Below are 15,673 nucleotides of genomic sequence, written 5' to 3'. Positions count from 1 at the left end.
CGTCAAGTCAATCCGATACCGCTTCTTCGACATACGGGCCCCATGAATCGGCCCGCGACACGGCGAGAACCGATTGGCTGCGGGGGACGCAGTGCTTAGCATGACAACACTTCCGCCTTTGGTCGATACAAGGGACTAGCATGGCAGCCTTGCTGAAGCGCCGACAGGGTTTGGACAACGGAATCATCGAAGCCTCCTGGCTCGGGCGGCCACGCCGGCGGCTCCGAGCAGCAGAATCATTGCCGTTGCCGGCTCGGGAACGGTCTGGAGCTGCAGATCGTCCACGAAGAAACTGTCGCGGACAGCGAGAGGCGGCTGGAGGCAGAGAGCACAGCTCGTCTGCTCGACGGCCTGGATCACCAGGCGATCGGCCTGAAAGCCGCTGGCGGAGAAGACGCCTTCGTGCAGACCGCTGTCACCGGTCGTCTGCCCATCGCTCAGGAACTCGTCGACCAGCTGACCATTCGACCAGAGCTGGGCGAGCAACTGGTAGTACCCCTGATCTGGCCTGGGGAGACTGAGAAAGCTGAGCGAGAACGCCGTGAACGGAACGGCCGACGTGAAGCTCAAATCCGGAGCGAGACTGTTGAACAGGCCCTGACTGCCGGAGGTCGCCCAGGTCCCAACCGCTGAATGGAGCGTGAGGGCCTCGATGGTGGTCTCGTCGAGGACCAGCGCGGAGCTGACTGCGACCCCGCCCCAATCGAACGAAGCGGCGTCGGAACCGTTCGGCGCCGCCTCGAAATCGATCACGAGAGCCGCCCCGGGAGCGGCGAGAAACAACGTTCCCAATAGCGCCAGAGGCGCCAGAGCAAGGTGGATGGTTCGGACCCGCTGTTGGGCGGTTCTCAGCCGTCGTCTCAGCATTCTTCTCTCCGTCTCAGAGAAGAAGCGTGGTTCGGGCGGGCCGAAAATGTCACACATTGCTGCACCCGGCTGGATTTAAAGGGGAATTCGTGTTCCCGTCCGCGTTGTCAGCTGAGATGCCTTCCGGCGTTGACGCAACCGTCGCGTCGCCCACCATCGGTACTTGCTGTCCCGTGACCACCCGCTCCTGGCCGTCATCTCGCCGCCACACGTCGAGCGCTTCTTCCAGGTCACCGGCGTTGATCCGGACGAGGAACTGACGGCCGATTTCGTCGGATGGAGCAAGCTCGTCCTGCTCACGCCGGATCGCGCGTTCCTCTTTCCGCGGAACGCATCGATGGTCGAAGCCATGGAGCGCGAGATCGAAGGTCTCCGCGTCTTTGCTGCCGCCCACCTCGGCGAGATTCCAACCCTGCTCGATGTATGGCGAGACGTTGGGTTGGCGCCCTACCCCATCGTCGCGATTCGTCGCTTGCCGGGGATCCCGCTCGAGAGACGACTGGCTGGGGCGGATCTGATCGTGCTGGCTGCGATCGCCGAGCGCCTCGGTGCGTTGGCCGGGCGTTGGCAGGAGGTCGAGCCCGGGCCGTTGCCGCGACGACGACCTCCCGACACGGAGCCGTTCACGAGAATGGACACGCTGGTCGGAGATCGCTTCAGCGTGGCGGATACGGCGGATCAGATCCGCGCCTGCCTGAGGCTGGATGCCACCGAGACCTCCCGCCTGCGTGACGCCCTCGCCTGCACCCGGGCGCTCCCGCTCGTTCCCATCCACGGTGATCTCCACGAGGCTCAGCTCCTGGTCGAACCGGAGGACGGGTTCCGGCTGACGGGCGTGATCGACTGGCAGACAGCCGTCATCGACCATCCTTTCGCTGAATTCGATCTCGAGAAATGGGGGCCGACGATCTGGCGCGAGCACCGGGCCAGCTTCCCGACGCTGCGATCGCGTTTCTGGAAGGGCTACGCACCAGCACGGGGCCTGGATCCGGAACTCGCTGCCGTCTTCGAGTGCATCCACGCCGTATCACTCGCCCTGAAGCTCGAGCGGGAAACGCATCCCGCTTTCGATGCCCGGGGCGTCGGCACCTTCGACGAAGCCCGCGCTGGAGCGCTCGCCGCCATGGGGAATCTCTAGCGTTCGCCTGCGGCCCTTGGCGCAGTTGGATTACCCTGCCCGTCATGATCACCCTGCGAGCCGCGTCATCGCCGGCCTGGCTCAGCGCGGTCCTGGCGGACTTCGATGCGTTCCTGCTCGACCACGCAGCAGCCGAACGCAAGGCGTCGGCGGTAGCCCTCTCTTTGATCACCCACTATCCGGATTGCCAACGGCTGGTGGCAGCGATGATGGATCTGGCGCGTGAGGAACTCGAGCACTTCTACCAGGTCTATCTACGGGTCGCGGAGCGCGGACTCGTCCTGGGAAGCGACACCAAGGATCCCTACGTCGGGGCGTTGCGAGCGGAGATTCGCAGTGGACGGGACGACTACTTCCTCGACCGACTCCTGGTGAGCGGAATCGTCGAAGCGCGAGGATGCGAACGCTTCGGCCTGATCGCGGAGGCGCTGACAGATCCGCCACTGCAAGGTTTCTATCGCGAGATCACCGCGTCGGAGGCCAGGCACGATGCTCTCTTCATCGAGCTGGCAAACGAGTATTTCCCCCGGGCCTCCGTCGAAGAACGTCTGGAAGCACTGGTGATCGCGGAAGCAAAGATCCTCCAAGGCCTGGCGATTCGGCCCGCGCTCCACTGAGATGGGACGGGCTTTGCGATGACGCTCAGACGATGAAGCCGGTTGCTGCAGCGTCGGCCAGGGAAGCCGCGGCCTGGAAGCCAGTCCGGAAGTACCTGGAGCAGTGGGCCGAGCCCGAGGCTGGACAGATCCGCGCGTGCCTGCCCGAGGCGCGGCGCTACGGCCACGTGCTCTGCATTCCCTCCCACGGCGAGGGCGAGGGCCTGCTACAGACACTTTCTGGTGTTCCGGAGGGACCCAGCGGAGAGATCCTGATCATCGTCGTGGTCAACGACACGAAGTCATCTCCCGAGTGGATATGCGAAGCCAATCAGGATTCGCTGGCCGCGTTGGTCGACGTCGGGCCGGGAGCAACCGGGCAGCGAACGTTCATGACGCGCCGTCCCCATCCGCGCGGCGATCTGCTGGTCATCGATCGGACCCGTTCGGGTCGAGTCCTGCCCGAAGGGCAAGGCGTCGGGTTGGCGCGAAAGATCGGTGCGGATGTCGCGCTCGCTTTGTGGTCGGCCGGAAGAATCGAATCTCCCTGGATCCATTGCAGCGACGCCGACGTCTCCTTTCCGGCCGACTACTTCAGCCGACCGCTCGGGGCCGCTCGCGAGATCCCTCTCGAGGATGGTCCTGCCGCGTTCACCTACGACTTCTGTCACGTGCTGGAACCCGACCCCGAAACCGCGCGGGCCGCACTTCGCTACGAGATCTTCCTCCGCTATTACGTTCTCGGTCTTCGCAGCGCGGGCTCTCCCTATGCATTCCACACGATTGGCAGCACACTCGCGCTCTCTCCCCTCGCCTATGCAAAGGTGCGCGGATTCCCGAAGCGGCAGGCGGCGGAAGATTTTCACATGCTCGCGAAACTCGCCAAGCTGGGGCCGGTTGGCGCGCTGCGGGGCGAACCCATGCTCCTGAGCGGCCGCGTTTCGAGCCGCGTTCCCTTCGGTACCGGCGCCGGGATCAAGAAGGAACTCGAGCGCATCGAAGCCGACGAGTTCTACCCCGCCTATGACCCGCGGATCTTCACGTGGCTGGGGGTCTGGCTTCGTACCCTGGGCTCCCTTGTTTCAACCACCCGGAGCCTTCGCGACTGCCTCTCCGAACACGCAGCCGAAACCCTCGCCACCGCCAATGTCGACGCCGCGCTTCTGCATGATCTCCTGGATGAACTTGGCGCCCTCGGTCCAGCCGAAGCCGGACGCACGCAGAGCCTCCGCCACCACCACGAGCGATTCGACGCGCTGCGCACGCTTCGCTTCATCCACCACCTACGCGATCGTCATTTTCCAATGGTCCCGCTGGAGGAGGCGATCCGAAAGGCGCCCTTCGTTCCGGAGTCTGCACTCCGTGAAGGGTGGAGCCTCGCCTCCACGCGCCGGGCCCTTGCCCGGATCGAAACAACGGGTACCGCCTGACGGAATCGGGCTCGTTATTCCTCCCGTGAATCCGAAATCCGCTCGAGTTTGCCTGTCGCGGTCAAGGGAAGCGCATCCACGACGTCGAACTTTCGCGGCACTTTGTAGGTCGCGAGATGCTGCCGGCAATGGGCCATCAGAGCCTTGCGCTCCGGCGCGTCGGCACCTTCGTCGAGTTCGAGCTCCGCCACGGGAATTTCGCCCAGGTGGGGATGGGCCTGTGCCGAGACGCGACTGCGGCGCACTCCCGGAAGCCGGTCGAGCACCGCCTCGACTTCTTCACTGAAGAATTTCATGCCGGCCATGTTGATGCGATTCGTTCGCCGGCCGGCCAGGTACAAGCGGCCTTCAGAATCGAAGAAACCCTGGTCCCCGGTGCGGAAGCCGTCGGGCTCGAGCACGCTGGCCGAAGGCGTCCACGGTTCGAGGTAGGCATCGAAGAGGCCCGGACCGCGGATGCAGATTTCGCCGGTGCGCTCGGGTGACGATTCCTCGAGGGCAGCGCCGTCATCCACACGAAGCCAGACATCGTAGTCAGGCAAGGGCCGGCCCAGCGCACCCGGCTTCGGATCTGCGAGATCGATCACGGGAAGACCGACCTCGATGATGCCAAGAGCCTGGCGTAGGGGCAGATCGAACCGCGCCCGAAACCGCTCGGCGATTTCGGGTCGCAACCCTTCGGCCGTGGAGATCGCCAGGCGGACATCCCGCATCTGCTGTTCGCCTGCATCCTTGGCCATCAGGTTGTAGTGGTAGGGAGAGGCGTAGAAGACGGTCGCCTCTTCGCGCCCGGCAAACGCCAGCACATCCTTCGCCAGGGAACTCTTCGGCAACAGGATCGTCGCCCCGAAGCGCAGGTAGAGAAGGATCGAGACCACGAAGTGGTGGGCCATCGGCAGAAGCCAGAGGATGCGATCTCCCGGCCCGATGCCGAGGCCACGGTTGGCCGCCGCGAGACGCTCCAGAATCCTTGCGTGCCCGAGGATGACTCCCTTCCGCCGGTGGGTGGTTCCGGACGTGAAGCGCAGATAGGCCGGATGCAGCGCTCGAAACGCCTCGTCGCCCTGCCCATCGAGTGCCCCCGGTGCTTCTCGGGCCGTCATCTCGAGGCTCCCGTCCCGCCCGAGACACACCAGGCCGTGCAGGCGAGCGCGCTCGGCAAAGGCTTCGAGCGCCGGACCCGCCGTATCTTCGGGAATCGGGACCAGACATGCGTTCGCGGCGAGAATCGCCAACGCCTGCTCGATGAATTCCTCGCCCTGGGGCGCGATCAACCCCCAGCGCTCGCCCGACCCGATGCCTGCGGCGACGAGATCGATCGTGATCGCGTCGACCCGTTGCATCATTTCGGCATAACACCGGGCCTCGGATCCACCCTCCCCCCGATCGGCGATCCAAGCCACGGCATTCGGGTGTTCGTCCGCTTGCGCCCGAATGGCATCCAGGACCGACTCCGTCATTTCGGTCCCCCTGCTCCGGAGAAGGTCCGTTCCCTGACGGCTATCGGATCCACCTGGGCAAACGTGCTGCCCGCGTCGGCCGCCAGCGCCGCGGCCGCACCGATGGCCTCGCCGGTGGCCAGGGCCGTACCGATCACACGCAATGCGCCCAGGGCTTCCTGGCTCCCGCCCATGCACCGGCCCGCGCAGCCGAGTCGTTCATGACTTCGGCTCACGAGAGAACCGAGGGGAACACCACAGGGGCCGGATGGATGCCGGAAGCGCGCACGGCGATGATCGCGCCACATCTCGATCGGCCAGGCCGAGAGCGCAACCTCGTCCTCACGACGGCGGCCCTGCAGCACGTCTTCGGCATCCAGCTCGATGCGCGTGCGGAGGCGACGCGTCTCTCGAAGGCCGACGCGCTCGGGCCAGCCCGTGACACGTGCTTTTTCGAATGGCTCCCGTGTGTTCCGCAGGAACTCGATGACCGTCTCTGCTGCGTGGCGGGCCTGCTCTTCGAGCACACTTCGGTAACCGGGATCGAGCGGAACGTAGGGACGATCCGGGAGCTTCGGCACTCCGAGCGTGATGTAGGCCTCGCCAGGCGTGAGGCCGGGACGGATGACGACGGACTCGCAGCCCTCCGGGAGCTCACCGTGTCGTACGGCTCCCGCCAATGCGGTACTCAGCTGCAGCCGTGCAAAACCCTCGAGGCCAGCCGTCTCGACCTCTTCGAGAGCGACGATGTAGGAAGGAGATTGCAAACCGTCACCGGGATCGTTGCTGCATTCCGCTCCGAGCCGCAATGCAGCCGCCGCGTCCCCCGAGGCGTCGATGAGCAGACCCACCTCCGCGGCCTCCGCGCCGAATTGCAGATGAAAGCCCGCGGCCGTTTCCTCGACGCTCTCGACGAGGGCGCCGTGCGCGACGTCCAACCCTGCTTCGGCCGCTACCTCCTCCGAGAGGCTGCGGGCATAACCAAGCGGATCGATCGGCAGGTAGAAGACCCGGCCCGCGCGCTCCGGAAGTCCGGCAACGCCGTTGCGACAGAGCTTCTGGGAGAACCTCCGCGGAAACCCCGCGTGAACGAAATAGGGAAGATCATCCTTTGCTGGCAGGTAGAGCCCGCAGATCGTATGCACCAGGGCAAGGCTGGCGTTGCCCCCCAGGCGATCGCTGGCTTCGACCAACAGCGTACGCGCTCCGCCGCTCGCGGCCGCCAGGGCCGCTGCCACGCCGGCGGAACCACCACCGATGACACCGACGTCATAGCGCTCCCTCATGTCTCGCCGAGCAGATCGGCTCGCAGCGTTCGCTGGAAGAGCGCCCTCTCCTCATCGCTGAACAAACCCGCTTGCTGCACGTGGCTCACGTTCAAGCGTCCGCCGCGCAAGCTCATCGCGGCGCTGCTGCCGGGCGATGTCGGCACCGGGGGCGCATGAAAGGCGTTCTCGATCGGCGCGCCGAAGAAGCGATCGATCCCGCCGGCAAATTCTCCAGTGAATGCGAAGAAGAACGAGCACAGCTCGCCCTTCTTCGCGCGCCGTGCCATATGCGCGTAGACGCGCATGGGAGCGAAACGTGCGTAATCCATCGCGATCACGCCGGCCTCGATGCGTCCCGCCTTGATCGCATCCACCCGTTGCCGCTTGAGCTCTCCGATCAGCCCATCGAGATCCACGACCTGCTCCGGCAACACCCGAAACCAAAGCAGCGATACCCGCGTCCTGAAGATCGCGTGCTCCGAGCCCTTTGGACGGATGTTCACAGGCAGCGGTACGACGAAGGCGCCCGGATCGATGCCCCGCGCCCGGAACACTGCATCGTGTGCACGAATGGCACAGGCCAGATAGAAGAGCATCGGAGTCAGGAAGCCCGCCTTCTGTTTGGCGCGCGCGGTGGCGCGCTCCGTCTCATCCTCGGCCAACGTGAGCAAGTCGTAGCGGAGGTCCTGGGCCGCGTTCGTCAACGGCCCGGCCAGGGAGCGCGGGCAAGGATCCGCCATCGAAGCCATCCAGGCTTGCCACGCAGTGGCGCGGCGCCCTCGCTCCTTGGAGGTCAGCCCCTTCGGCAGTCCCGGCGAGGTGACGACGTCGTCGGGTGGCAACTCATGGATCTTGCGTTCGCCCCGGTTGACGAGTTCCAGCCACTCCACAAAGGCTTCGCTTCCCGCTCCGTCCAGAAGCATGTGCAGCCACGTCATGGCCAGATCGGTACCGTGAGGACGCGGGATGACGTCCACCCGAAGCAGTTCGCCGCGCTCGGCGCGGAAGCGCTCATTCATTCGCTCGAAGAAGAGTTCCGGAAGAGCACTGCCGTCCTGATGCGGATGGGTCTGCACCCTCGGCGAATGCTCAGCTCGCGCACGGTCCAGCTGATAGGCCGGCGCGCCCAGGCCCATCCGCCGACGAATCGGGGCGTGCAGGATCGGATGGGCGGCAGCAGCTTCAGCGAGCGTCTTCTCGAAGGCCGGTAGATCGAAGCCCGGCCCGAGGCGCAGGACCAACTGCGAGGCATGACTGGCTCCGGCCCGCCGGCGCACCTCGTCATCGAACGCGCGCAGGAAACAATCGGCGCCGGTAAGCGGAATGGAAGAGGCGGCGGTGGGGGACAACGCCCGAGGCCTACTGCAACTGCTCGTGAACGCAGGCGGCCAGGGTCTCCGCCGTTTCCAGATTCTCCGGCGTGAGCAAGCTCTCGTCCACCCAGACGCCCGTGCTCTCTTCGATCGCGAGCATGAGTTGGGTGACGGCGAGGGAATCGAGCCCCGCCCCAACCAGGTCCGAGCGAGGAGTAAACTCTTCGCCGACTTCCAGCAGCTCATCCCGGAGAATCTCGAACACGCGGGCCGTCAGTTTTTCGTGCGTCCAATCCGACATCGGCGCGGAGTTTCGCGCACCCGCTCGGGAATGGCACGGGGCGGCACGCCCCATCGCTCGCGTCCTCCGTACCCGAGGCTAGACTCCGGTGCCACGGAGGGCGGTCGATACCCATGGCAAAGCAAGCGATCCGAAAGGTTGCGGTACTGGGTGGCGGCCCGGCGGGTTCAGCCGTCGCCACGTACCTGGCCCGCGCGGGCGTTAAGGTGGCGCTCTTCACGCGCGGCAAGCGGCCACCGATCATCGTAGGCGAATCCCTCGTGCCGGCGATCGTGCCGTACCTGCGCAAGCTAGGCGTCGAGAAGGAAGTCTCTTCCTACAGCCAGTTCAAGGGCGGCGCTTCCTTCGCCTTCAGCCTCCAAGACGGCATGAGCTTCAGATTCTACGAAGCCCCCTCTACCAAGACGACCTATTCCTACAACGTCCCGCGCGCCCGTTTCGACGATACCCTGCTGGAGGCCGCGAAGAAGGCAGGCGCCCACCAGATCGAACATTCCGCCGGCCTGGAGCGCGACGATGGCGAGCATCTGCGCCTGGATGAGGCCAGCCTCGAAGCAGCGCTACCCGTCCTTGGCGGCAAACCGGATTGGATCATCGACGCAACCGGTCGAACGCGCTTGATCGCCCGGCTCCTCGACCTGCCGACGATCGAAGGCGCGCGAAAGGACGACGCCCTGCACGCCCACCTCGAAGGCGTCCCGGTGAAAATCCCTGGCGATGTCCATACCGATCGCCTCGAGCACGGCTGGGGCTGGCGGATTCCTCTACGCGATCGTGTTTCGGTCGGCCTGGTGATCGGCAGCGAGTTCATCCGAAAATTCGGGCAGACCGCCGAGGAGCAATTCGACGCCTACCTCCAGGCCGATGCCAACACCCGTGAGTGGTCCAAGGACGCGAAGCGTGTGACGCCCGTCATGCGCTACAAGAACTACCAACTGCGCACCGAGCGCGGGTTCGGGCCGAATTGGTCGCTCGTGGGCGATGCATTCGGATTCGTCGACCCGGTCTTCTCCAGCGGCATGCTGATCGGAATGCAGGGCGCTGATTTCCTGGCTGCGGCCCTGCTGAAAGGCGGCGACCGTGCCATGCAGAAATACCAGGACTACGTGCTTCGCAACCTCACGGTCTGGCAGCGCGTCGCCGACTACTACTACAGCGGCCAGCTGCTGACGCTGTTCCGGGTCGGTGAATACGTGCGGAATACGCCGATCGGCCGAATGATGGACTTCCACTTCCGCAAGCACATGCCGCGCATCTTCACGGGCGAGGGCACGACGAAGCGCTACAGCGTGGGCCTGGTCGATTTCATGTGCCGCTACGGCCTGGCTGGGAACGATCCAGCCGAGCTGGAGATCCGCTGACCCGCGGTCCTTGCCTTGCGATTTCACTCGGAAGCGCAGAGAGAGAGCTATGACGTTGCCATCGTCGGCAGCGGAATCGGGGGCTTGACCGCAGCCGCGCTCCTCGCCCAGGCGGGCCGACGCGTGCTGGTCGTCGAGCGCCACGATCGGGTCGGAGGGTACGCCCACGCCTTTCGCCGAGGCCGGCATCTCTTCGACTCAGCGGTGCATGTCGTAGGCCGCGCCGGGGTGGAAGCGCTGCTCGAGGATCTCGGCGTGGCGGACCAATGCAACTGGCTTCCGGTCGAGCCGTTCTACACCGTGGATCTTCCGGGCCTTTGCCTGGCCGTTCCCGGTGATCCGGACGGCTTCGCCGAAGCCCACGTCGCAGCCTTTCCCGAGGAAGAAAAAGGCATCCGCTCCTTTCTCACCGAATGTGCGGACATCGCCCGGGAAACCGACCGCGCCTCCCGTCTTTCGTCGCCTACCGAGGTCCTTCGGAACCCAAGCCGCTTCCCGGCCCTGCTTCGCCACCGCCGATCCACTGTCGCCAACGTGCTCGATGCTCACGTCCAGGATCCGACCACCCGCGCGGCCCTCACGACCCTCTGGCCCTACCTGGGGTTGCCGCCCTCCAAGCTCTCCTTCCTGTATTGGTCGACGATGCTGGTCTCCTACCTGGAAGCCGGCGCCACCTATGCCCAGGGGAGCTTCCAGAACCTGGCCAAGGCCCTGGCCCATGGGATCGAAGAGCGTGGCGGTGAGATCCTGCTCCGCAGCCCGGTGCGCCGGATCTCGGTCGAAGGCGACACGGTCCGGGGCATCGTGCTCGAAAATGGCCAACCCATCGAAGCCCCGGTCGTCATCTCGAATGCGGACGTCCGACAGACCGCCTTCGAACTGGTGGGTCGGGAGCATCTTCCGGCCGGCTACCGCCGGCAGTTGCGACGCTTGCAGCCCTCCATTTCTGCCTTTGTCGCCTATCTGGCGGTCGAACGAAGCACGCTCTCCCCAGCCAGCCACGAGACCTTCTTCTACGAGGAGACGGATCACGAGGCCGCCTACACATCGGCATTGGCCGGAACTCCGCGCTGGTTCACTGCCACGATCCCAACCCACGTCGATCCATCCCTTGCGCCCGCGGATGAGCACCTCCTCGTGCTGACGACCTTGTTAGGTGCCGGTGGTGGCCCCTGGCGCGAACGGAAGAAAGTGCTGACGGACACCCTGGTCGACGCGGCGGCCGCACGCATTCCGGGCCTACGAGACAGTCTGCGCTTTTGCGAGGGTGCGAGCCCGCGCACCATGGAGCGCTACACCCGAAACGAATCCGGTGCGATCTACGGCTTCGCCCTCAGCCCGGCCCAGGTGGGCCCCAGCCGCCCGGCCCCTACGACTCCCCTACGTGGCCTCTACCTCGCCGGCCACTGGACCCAGCCCGGTGGCGGCATCACGGGCGTCATCACCTCGGGCCAACAATGCGCCCGCGCCATCCTGAACGCGACGTAGCGGACGCTCGTTCGCGCTCAGAAGCCCCCGACTTCGGGGATGATCTCCTTGGCGAGGGTCTCGAGCGGGGCGATGTCGTGGACGTTGGGCAGGTTCACGATGGCCTGCTGGATGCCGAGATCGGCGAGTTCCCGAAAATGAGCGATGACGTCCGGGATACTCATATGCTCGGGGCCCATCTGAATCGTCGATAGGCTGGTGCGCTCGAGTTCATCGAAATCCCGCTCGACGTCTTCGCAATGGCCGCGCAGCACATCGAGTTTTCGGGCCAGCTCATCCATCCCTACGTGGGTGAAGAGATTGCAGGCATCGGCGTAGAGAGCGACCAGGCGCAGCGTCTTCCGCTCGCCCATGCCACCGATCAGGATCGGCGGCCTGGGGCGCTGGAGCGGCTGGGGAACGCAGAGGGTCTCGGCCAACTGGTAGTGGTGCCCGTCGAAGGGCCCGTCATCTTCGGACCACATCTGTTCCGCAATCTGCAGGGTCTCTTCCAAGCGCTCGAAGCGTTCCCCGAGCGGCGGATAGGGGATGCCCAGACCGCGATGCTCCCGGTCGAACCACGCGGCGCCGATTCCCAGGGTCGCCCGCCCGCCGGAGAGGACGTCGAGGGTGCTCACGGTCTTCACCAGCACGCCCGGATGGCGGTAGGTCACTCCGCTCACCATCGTGCCGAGCCGAACCCGCCGGGTGATTCCCGCCAGGTAGTGGAGCGCGCCGTAGCCCTCGAGCATGTCGGTCTCGGCGGGGCCCACCATGGGAATCTGGAAGAGGTGGTCCATCACCCACAGGCTGGTGAAGCCCCCCTCATCGGCGGTCTCGGCGATCTGCCGCAGCGTCCCGGCCAAGGCTTCGGGGCCCCCGGGCCAGGTGTAGTTCGGAACCTGCAGACCAATGCGCATGAGGGCTTCCTTCCTGTCGCCCTGCGACTCTACGCGACCCTTCGGTCGACCGGTACCATGGCCCCATGGCCGAGCGCGACCCCAGACTCGGCGCACCGACACCCTCCCGCACCGATAGCGCCTATGAGAGCGATCGGCGCGGGCTCTTCCCCGCGTATCTGGGGACGATTTCTTCGTGGTTCGGTGGTTGGGGCATGCAGCAGGTGCTCTTCCCATGGCTGGTCGTCGGCGTACTCCAGACCAGCGCGGAGAACACCGGCATCGCACAGATGTCCGTGTTGATCTCGAATCTGGCATTCCTGCTGGTGGGCGGCGCGGTGGCCGATCGATTCGATCCCCGCCGTTTGCTGATCCTGACGCACCTCGCCGGCGTGCTGCCCGTGGGCCTGTTGCTCGCCGCCGTCACCGGCGGGTGGCTCTCGCTGCCGGTCCTGGTGCTCTGTGGTCTGGGAGTCGGCATGAGCAGCGCCTTCAGCAACCCGGCCCGTGACAGCCTGCTTTCGGACGTGGCGGGGGCCGATCTAGAGCGCGCGGTGACCGGTGTGACCGCCGTGCAATTCGGCTCTCAGACGATCGGCATGAGCATCGTCGGCCTCGCCCGCTGGATCGGAACGGAGGCCACCCTGGTGACCCAGGCCGTCGTGCTCGCCGCCGGTTCGCTCTTCGCTCGCCGGCTGCCCGGTCGGCCTCCCCAGAAACGGGACGACGACCGTCGGCTTTCGGTCTCCGGGATGACCGAAGGCGTGCGCTTCGTATGGAGCTCCGAACTGCGTCCGGTCTTCATCCTGATCGCAGGCGTCGGCCTCTTCTTCATGGGCAGCTACCACGTCGTCTTCCCGCACCTGGTTCACGGCCACTATCAAGGCAACGTCCAACAGCTCTCGTTGTTGATGATGATGTTCCCGATCGGGACCATCGCGGGGAGCCTGGTCCTGCTGAAGCGGGGTGGAATCCGGCGCAAGGGCCGCGCCCTGATGCTGGCCCTGGGCACCGGCGGGCTCTGCCTCATCACGGCCGGTCTGAGCCTGCCGTTCTGGGGTGCCGTCCTGGCGACTCTGGACTGGGGCCTGTGCGGCGCTGTCTTCATGAACATGAGCCGAACACTCTTCCAGGAACGCGCGGTTGGGCCCGCTCGCGCCCGTGTGCTGGCCGTGAACCAGCTCGGCTTCCTCGGCGCCGCACCCGTGGGCTCGCTCCTGGCGGGCTACACCACTGCCAGCCTCGGACCGAGCGGCTCGCTGATCGTGTTGGGCAGTGCCATGCTCGTACTCGTCGGATCCGTCGCCGCGTTCAGCGACGCGATCCACATGGAGTAGAAGGAGACCGCATGAAGGACAAGACGATCCTGATCACCGGCGGAAGCTCCGGCATCGGACGCGCAACCGCCGTAGATCTGGCCCGCCGTGGGGCACGCCTGCTCGTCCAAGGCCGGACACCCGACCGCTGCGAAGAAGCCATGGACGAGATCCGTCGTTCCGCCACCGGAGCGCCGCCCGAATTGTTGCAGGCAGATCTTTCCTCACTGGCCGGCGTTCGCAGCCTCGCCGAGGACGTCGCGGAACGCACCGATCACCTGGATGTCCTGCTCAACAACGCAGGCCTCACCCTGAGTTCGCGACAACTCACCGACGACGGATTCGAGAAGACCTTCGGCGTGAACCACCTGGCGCCCTTCTTGCTGACAGGCCTGCTGCTCCCCCTGCTTCAGCAAGCTGGCGCGCCGCGCATCGTGACCGTGGCCTCCGACGCCCATCGCTTCAGCAGCCTCGACCTGGACGACCTCCAGAATGAGCGACGTTATGCAATGCTGCGGGTCTACTGCCAATCGAAGGCCGCGAACATCCTCTTCACGGTCGAACTCGCGCGACGCCTCGAAGGAACGAACATCACAGCGAATTGCCTCCACCCCGGCATGATCAGGAGCAACCTGGGCCGCGGCAACGGCGCCGCACTGGACCGGGTCAACGACGCCCTTGGCATCCTCCTGTATCCGTTCTTCAAGACCACCGAACAAGGCGCAAAGACCTCGCTTCACCTGGTGACCTCTCCCGACGTCGCCGACGTAACCGGTCGCTATTTCACCAACGAGCGTCCATCTCGCCCGTCCGCCCACGCCACGAACGAGGAAACCGCCGGGCGCCTATGGGCCATCAGCGAAGAACTCACCGGCTTCAGCTACCCGTAGCGCAGCTGGGGAAACACAATCCGGCTGGACTCCCAGCCTGCGCCCACAGAAACGACCCCCGACGCGTGGCTCGCCGTGCAAACACTCGAACTCACCTGCTCGAGCGCACATCCCCCAGCACCCTCAGGCATTCCTTGGCAACTCATCGACTCGGTTCGTGCCCGACAACACGCCGCCGCTCAACAAGCGGTTGAACCCGCCCCGGAATAGCACGGTTCAAATGACCGTTGTAGCGTCCTCGTATCGGGTTCTTCAGCTTCGGCTGAGTCCGGCGGCACGATTTCACGACGGTTGATGGCGATCCGCTGGGTGGCAACCAATACCGCGTTGGCAGGGCACACAAAACAGGAGCGCCGACATGATCAAGCTCGTTTACATGATTCGCCGCCGTGCGGACTTCTCCCAGAAGGACTTCTACCAGCGCTGGCTCTCTCACGGTCCACTCGTCAGTGAAGTGGCCGAGGCCATTCAGGCCCGTCGCTACGTTCAAAGTCACACGATCGATACCCCTCTGAACGAGCAGTTCGCTCAGTCCCGCAACATGGGAAAGGCTTTCGATGGGATCACGGAGGTATGGTGGGACAGTCTCGAGGATCTGGTCGCTGGAATGAACACACCCGAAGGGCAAGCGGCCCACGCGCGCCTGCTCGAAGATGAACGCGAGTTCATAGACCTCGCGAACTCATTCATCTTCCTCACCGAAGAGCATCCCATCTTCACTCGCAGCTGAGTGAGGACCCGTTCCGCGATGGCCCGGCGCCGCGGTCCTGCTAGGGCTCCGGTGACTCGTCGAGAAGGATTTCGATCTTGTGGACGAGTTCATCGGAAAGAGGTTCGACCCGTGGCGCGAGGCGATCGACGACCCTGCCGTCCCGGGCCACCAGGTACTTCTGGAAGCTTCCCTCGACCGGGCCGCCGAGCGGCACGCGCAACCGGGTTAGACGGCGGTAGAGCGGATGCTGATCGGGCCCGCTGACGTGGAGCTTGCCGTACATCGGAAACTTCACGCCCCAGTTCGCGCGGCAGAACTCGGCGATCTCCTGATTGCTGCCCGGCTCTTCCCCGGCGAAATCGTTCGAGGGGAAACCGAGCACGACGAAGCCGCGCTCCCGGTAGCGCTCGTAGAGCGCCTCGAGGCCCTCGTACTGGCGGGTGAGATCGCATTTGCTGGCCACGTTGACGATCAGCACGACCTGCCCCGCATAGCGCGCCAGGGATTCGTTCACCCCGTCCAACCGGGCCACGGACACTTCCAGCGGACGATCGGACGCGCCGAAAGCCGCGAACGAAAGAGCCAGAACCAACAGACCCGGCAATATGGATCTCATTCCCCCAATCTAGCTGTTCCCCTGGGGGAAGACGAATGATTCAAGCTCTATACCATTGCA

At 65.2% G+C, this 15,673-nt stretch carries 15 protein-coding genes; 8 read left to right on the top strand and 7 right to left on the bottom strand.

The genetic code is table 11. From position 1 onward, the window contains the following. Positions 1 to 183: 183 nt before the first annotated feature. Positions 184 to 867: a PEP-CTERM sorting domain-containing protein gene (locus GY937_04925; GenBank protein ID MCP5056054.1), complete on the bottom strand. Its 684-nt coding sequence runs from the start codon at positions 865 to 867 to the stop codon at positions 184 to 186. Between the two features lie 163 nt (positions 868 to 1,030). On the opposite strand from GY937_04925, the gene GY937_04920 reads away from it, so the two are divergent. From GY937_04920 to GY937_04910, 3 genes are read left to right on the top strand one after another with little or no spacing between them, the layout of a single operon-like run. Beyond that, entirely contained in the window at positions 1,031 to 2,005 is a 975-nt protein-coding gene (locus GY937_04920; GenBank protein MCP5056053.1) for an aminoglycoside phosphotransferase family protein, read from the top strand. 44 nt (positions 2,006 to 2,049) lie between these two features. After that, positions 2,050 to 2,622 carry a tRNA-(ms[2]io[6]A)-hydroxylase gene (locus GY937_04915; protein ID MCP5056052.1) on the top strand — a complete coding sequence of 191 codons (573 nt, stop codon included), beginning with the start codon at positions 2,050 to 2,052 and terminating at the stop codon, positions 2,620 to 2,622. Positions 2,623 to 2,654: 32 nt separating this feature from the next. After that, the gene (locus tag GY937_04910; GenBank protein ID MCP5056051.1) at positions 2,655 to 4,031 is read left to right on the top strand and encodes a hypothetical protein; all 1,377 of its coding nucleotides are present in this window, start codon (positions 2,655 to 2,657) and stop codon (positions 4,029 to 4,031) included. Positions 4,032 to 4,045: 14 nt separating this feature from the next. Here the strand turns inward: GY937_04910 and GY937_04905 are convergent, their stop codons facing one another. From GY937_04905 to GY937_04890, 4 genes are read right to left on the bottom strand one after another with little or no spacing between them, the layout of a single operon-like run. Next, positions 4,046 to 5,491, bottom strand: coding sequence for an acyl--CoA ligase (locus tag GY937_04905; protein MCP5056050.1), 1,446 nt, complete (start codon positions 5,489 to 5,491; stop codon positions 4,046 to 4,048). Then, complete coding sequence (locus GY937_04900; GenBank protein ID MCP5056049.1) at positions 5,488 to 6,756, bottom strand: FAD-dependent oxidoreductase; 1,269 nt, start codon at positions 6,754 to 6,756, stop codon at positions 5,488 to 5,490. The genes GY937_04905 and GY937_04900 overlap by 4 nt, the downstream gene beginning before the upstream one ends. Next, positions 6,753 to 8,087, bottom strand: a complete 1,335-nt coding sequence (locus GY937_04895) for a hypothetical protein (protein ID MCP5056048.1) — start codon at positions 8,085 to 8,087, stop codon at positions 6,753 to 6,755. Before GY937_04895 ends, GY937_04900 begins: the two co-directional genes overlap by 4 nt. A gap of 10 nt (positions 8,088 to 8,097) precedes the next feature. Further along, entirely contained in the window at positions 8,098 to 8,352 is a 255-nt protein-coding gene (locus tag GY937_04890; protein MCP5056047.1) for an acyl carrier protein, read from the bottom strand. Positions 8,353 to 8,465: 113 nt separating this feature from the next. Here GY937_04890 and GY937_04885 point away from each other — a divergent pair, with 113 nt between their 5' ends. Together GY937_04885 and GY937_04880 are read left to right on the top strand one after the other, a co-directional pair. Beyond that, positions 8,466 to 9,713 (top strand): NAD(P)/FAD-dependent oxidoreductase, encoded by a 1,248-nt coding sequence (locus tag GY937_04885; protein MCP5056046.1) that lies wholly within the window; start codon positions 8,466 to 8,468, stop codon positions 9,711 to 9,713. A 15-nt stretch (positions 9,714 to 9,728) separates the two neighbouring features. Continuing rightward, positions 9,729 to 11,201: an NAD(P)/FAD-dependent oxidoreductase gene (locus GY937_04880; protein MCP5056045.1), complete on the top strand. Its 1,473-nt coding sequence runs from the start codon at positions 9,729 to 9,731 to the stop codon at positions 11,199 to 11,201. 17 nt (positions 11,202 to 11,218) lie between these two features. Here the strand turns inward: GY937_04880 and GY937_04875 are convergent, their stop codons facing one another. Continuing rightward, positions 11,219 to 12,100: an LLM class F420-dependent oxidoreductase gene (locus tag GY937_04875; protein MCP5056044.1), complete on the bottom strand. Its 882-nt coding sequence runs from the start codon at positions 12,098 to 12,100 to the stop codon at positions 11,219 to 11,221. Positions 12,101 to 12,165: 65 nt separating this feature from the next. On the opposite strand from GY937_04875, the gene GY937_04870 reads away from it, so the two are divergent. From GY937_04870 to GY937_04860, 3 genes are all read left to right on the top strand, one after another. Further along, on the top strand, positions 12,166 to 13,416 hold the full coding sequence (locus tag GY937_04870; protein ID MCP5056043.1) for an MFS transporter: 1,251 nt from the start codon (positions 12,166 to 12,168) through the stop codon (positions 13,414 to 13,416). Positions 13,417 to 13,427: 11 nt separating this feature from the next. Beyond that, a complete protein-coding gene (locus GY937_04865; GenBank protein ID MCP5056042.1) occupies positions 13,428 to 14,285 on the top strand; it encodes an SDR family oxidoreductase in 858 nt (285 codons plus the stop codon). Between the two features lie 358 nt (positions 14,286 to 14,643). Beyond that, positions 14,644 to 15,015, top strand: a complete 372-nt coding sequence (locus GY937_04860) for an EthD domain-containing protein (protein ID MCP5056041.1) — start codon at positions 14,644 to 14,646, stop codon at positions 15,013 to 15,015. 40 nt (positions 15,016 to 15,055) lie between these two features. Here the strand turns inward: GY937_04860 and GY937_04855 are convergent, their stop codons facing one another. Further along, on the bottom strand, positions 15,056 to 15,613 hold the full coding sequence (locus GY937_04855) for a glutathione peroxidase (protein MCP5056040.1): 558 nt from the start codon (positions 15,611 to 15,613) through the stop codon (positions 15,056 to 15,058). Between the last annotated feature and the right edge of the window lie 60 nt (positions 15,614 to 15,673).

It is taken from the genome of bacterium (assembly GCA_024228115.1).
Taxonomy (GTDB): domain Bacteria; phylum Myxococcota_A; class UBA9160; order UBA9160; family UBA6930.
Note: the sequence above shows the minus strand (reverse complement) of the source record. Positions and strands in the feature narration are given on the sequence as shown.

Coding starts and splice junctions, on each gene's coding strand:
- GY937_04925 (MCP5056054.1), bottom strand. CDS start 867: ATGCTGAGACGACGGCTGAGAACCGCCCAACAGCGGGTCCGAACCATC.
- GY937_04915 (MCP5056052.1), top strand. CDS start 2,050: ATGATCACCCTGCGAGCCGCGTCATCGCCGGCCTGGCTCAGCGCGGTC.
- GY937_04910 (MCP5056051.1), top strand. CDS start 2,655: ATGAAGCCGGTTGCTGCAGCGTCGGCCAGGGAAGCCGCGGCCTGGAAG.
- GY937_04905 (MCP5056050.1), bottom strand. CDS start 5,491: ATGACGGAGTCGGTCCTGGATGCCATTCGGGCGCAAGCGGACGAACAC.
- GY937_04900 (MCP5056049.1), bottom strand. CDS start 6,756: ATGAGGGAGCGCTATGACGTCGGTGTCATCGGTGGTGGTTCCGCCGGC.
- GY937_04890 (MCP5056047.1), bottom strand. CDS start 8,352: ATGTCGGATTGGACGCACGAAAAACTGACGGCCCGCGTGTTCGAGATT.
- GY937_04885 (MCP5056046.1), top strand. CDS start 8,466: ATGGCAAAGCAAGCGATCCGAAAGGTTGCGGTACTGGGTGGCGGCCCG.
- GY937_04875 (MCP5056044.1), bottom strand. CDS start 12,100: ATGCGCATTGGTCTGCAGGTTCCGAACTACACCTGGCCCGGGGGCCCC.
- GY937_04870 (MCP5056043.1), top strand. CDS start 12,166: ATGGCCGAGCGCGACCCCAGACTCGGCGCACCGACACCCTCCCGCACC.
- GY937_04865 (MCP5056042.1), top strand. CDS start 13,428: ATGAAGGACAAGACGATCCTGATCACCGGCGGAAGCTCCGGCATCGGA.
- GY937_04860 (MCP5056041.1), top strand. CDS start 14,644: ATGATCAAGCTCGTTTACATGATTCGCCGCCGTGCGGACTTCTCCCAG.
- GY937_04855 (MCP5056040.1), bottom strand. CDS start 15,613: ATGAGATCCATATTGCCGGGTCTGTTGGTTCTGGCTCTTTCGTTCGCG.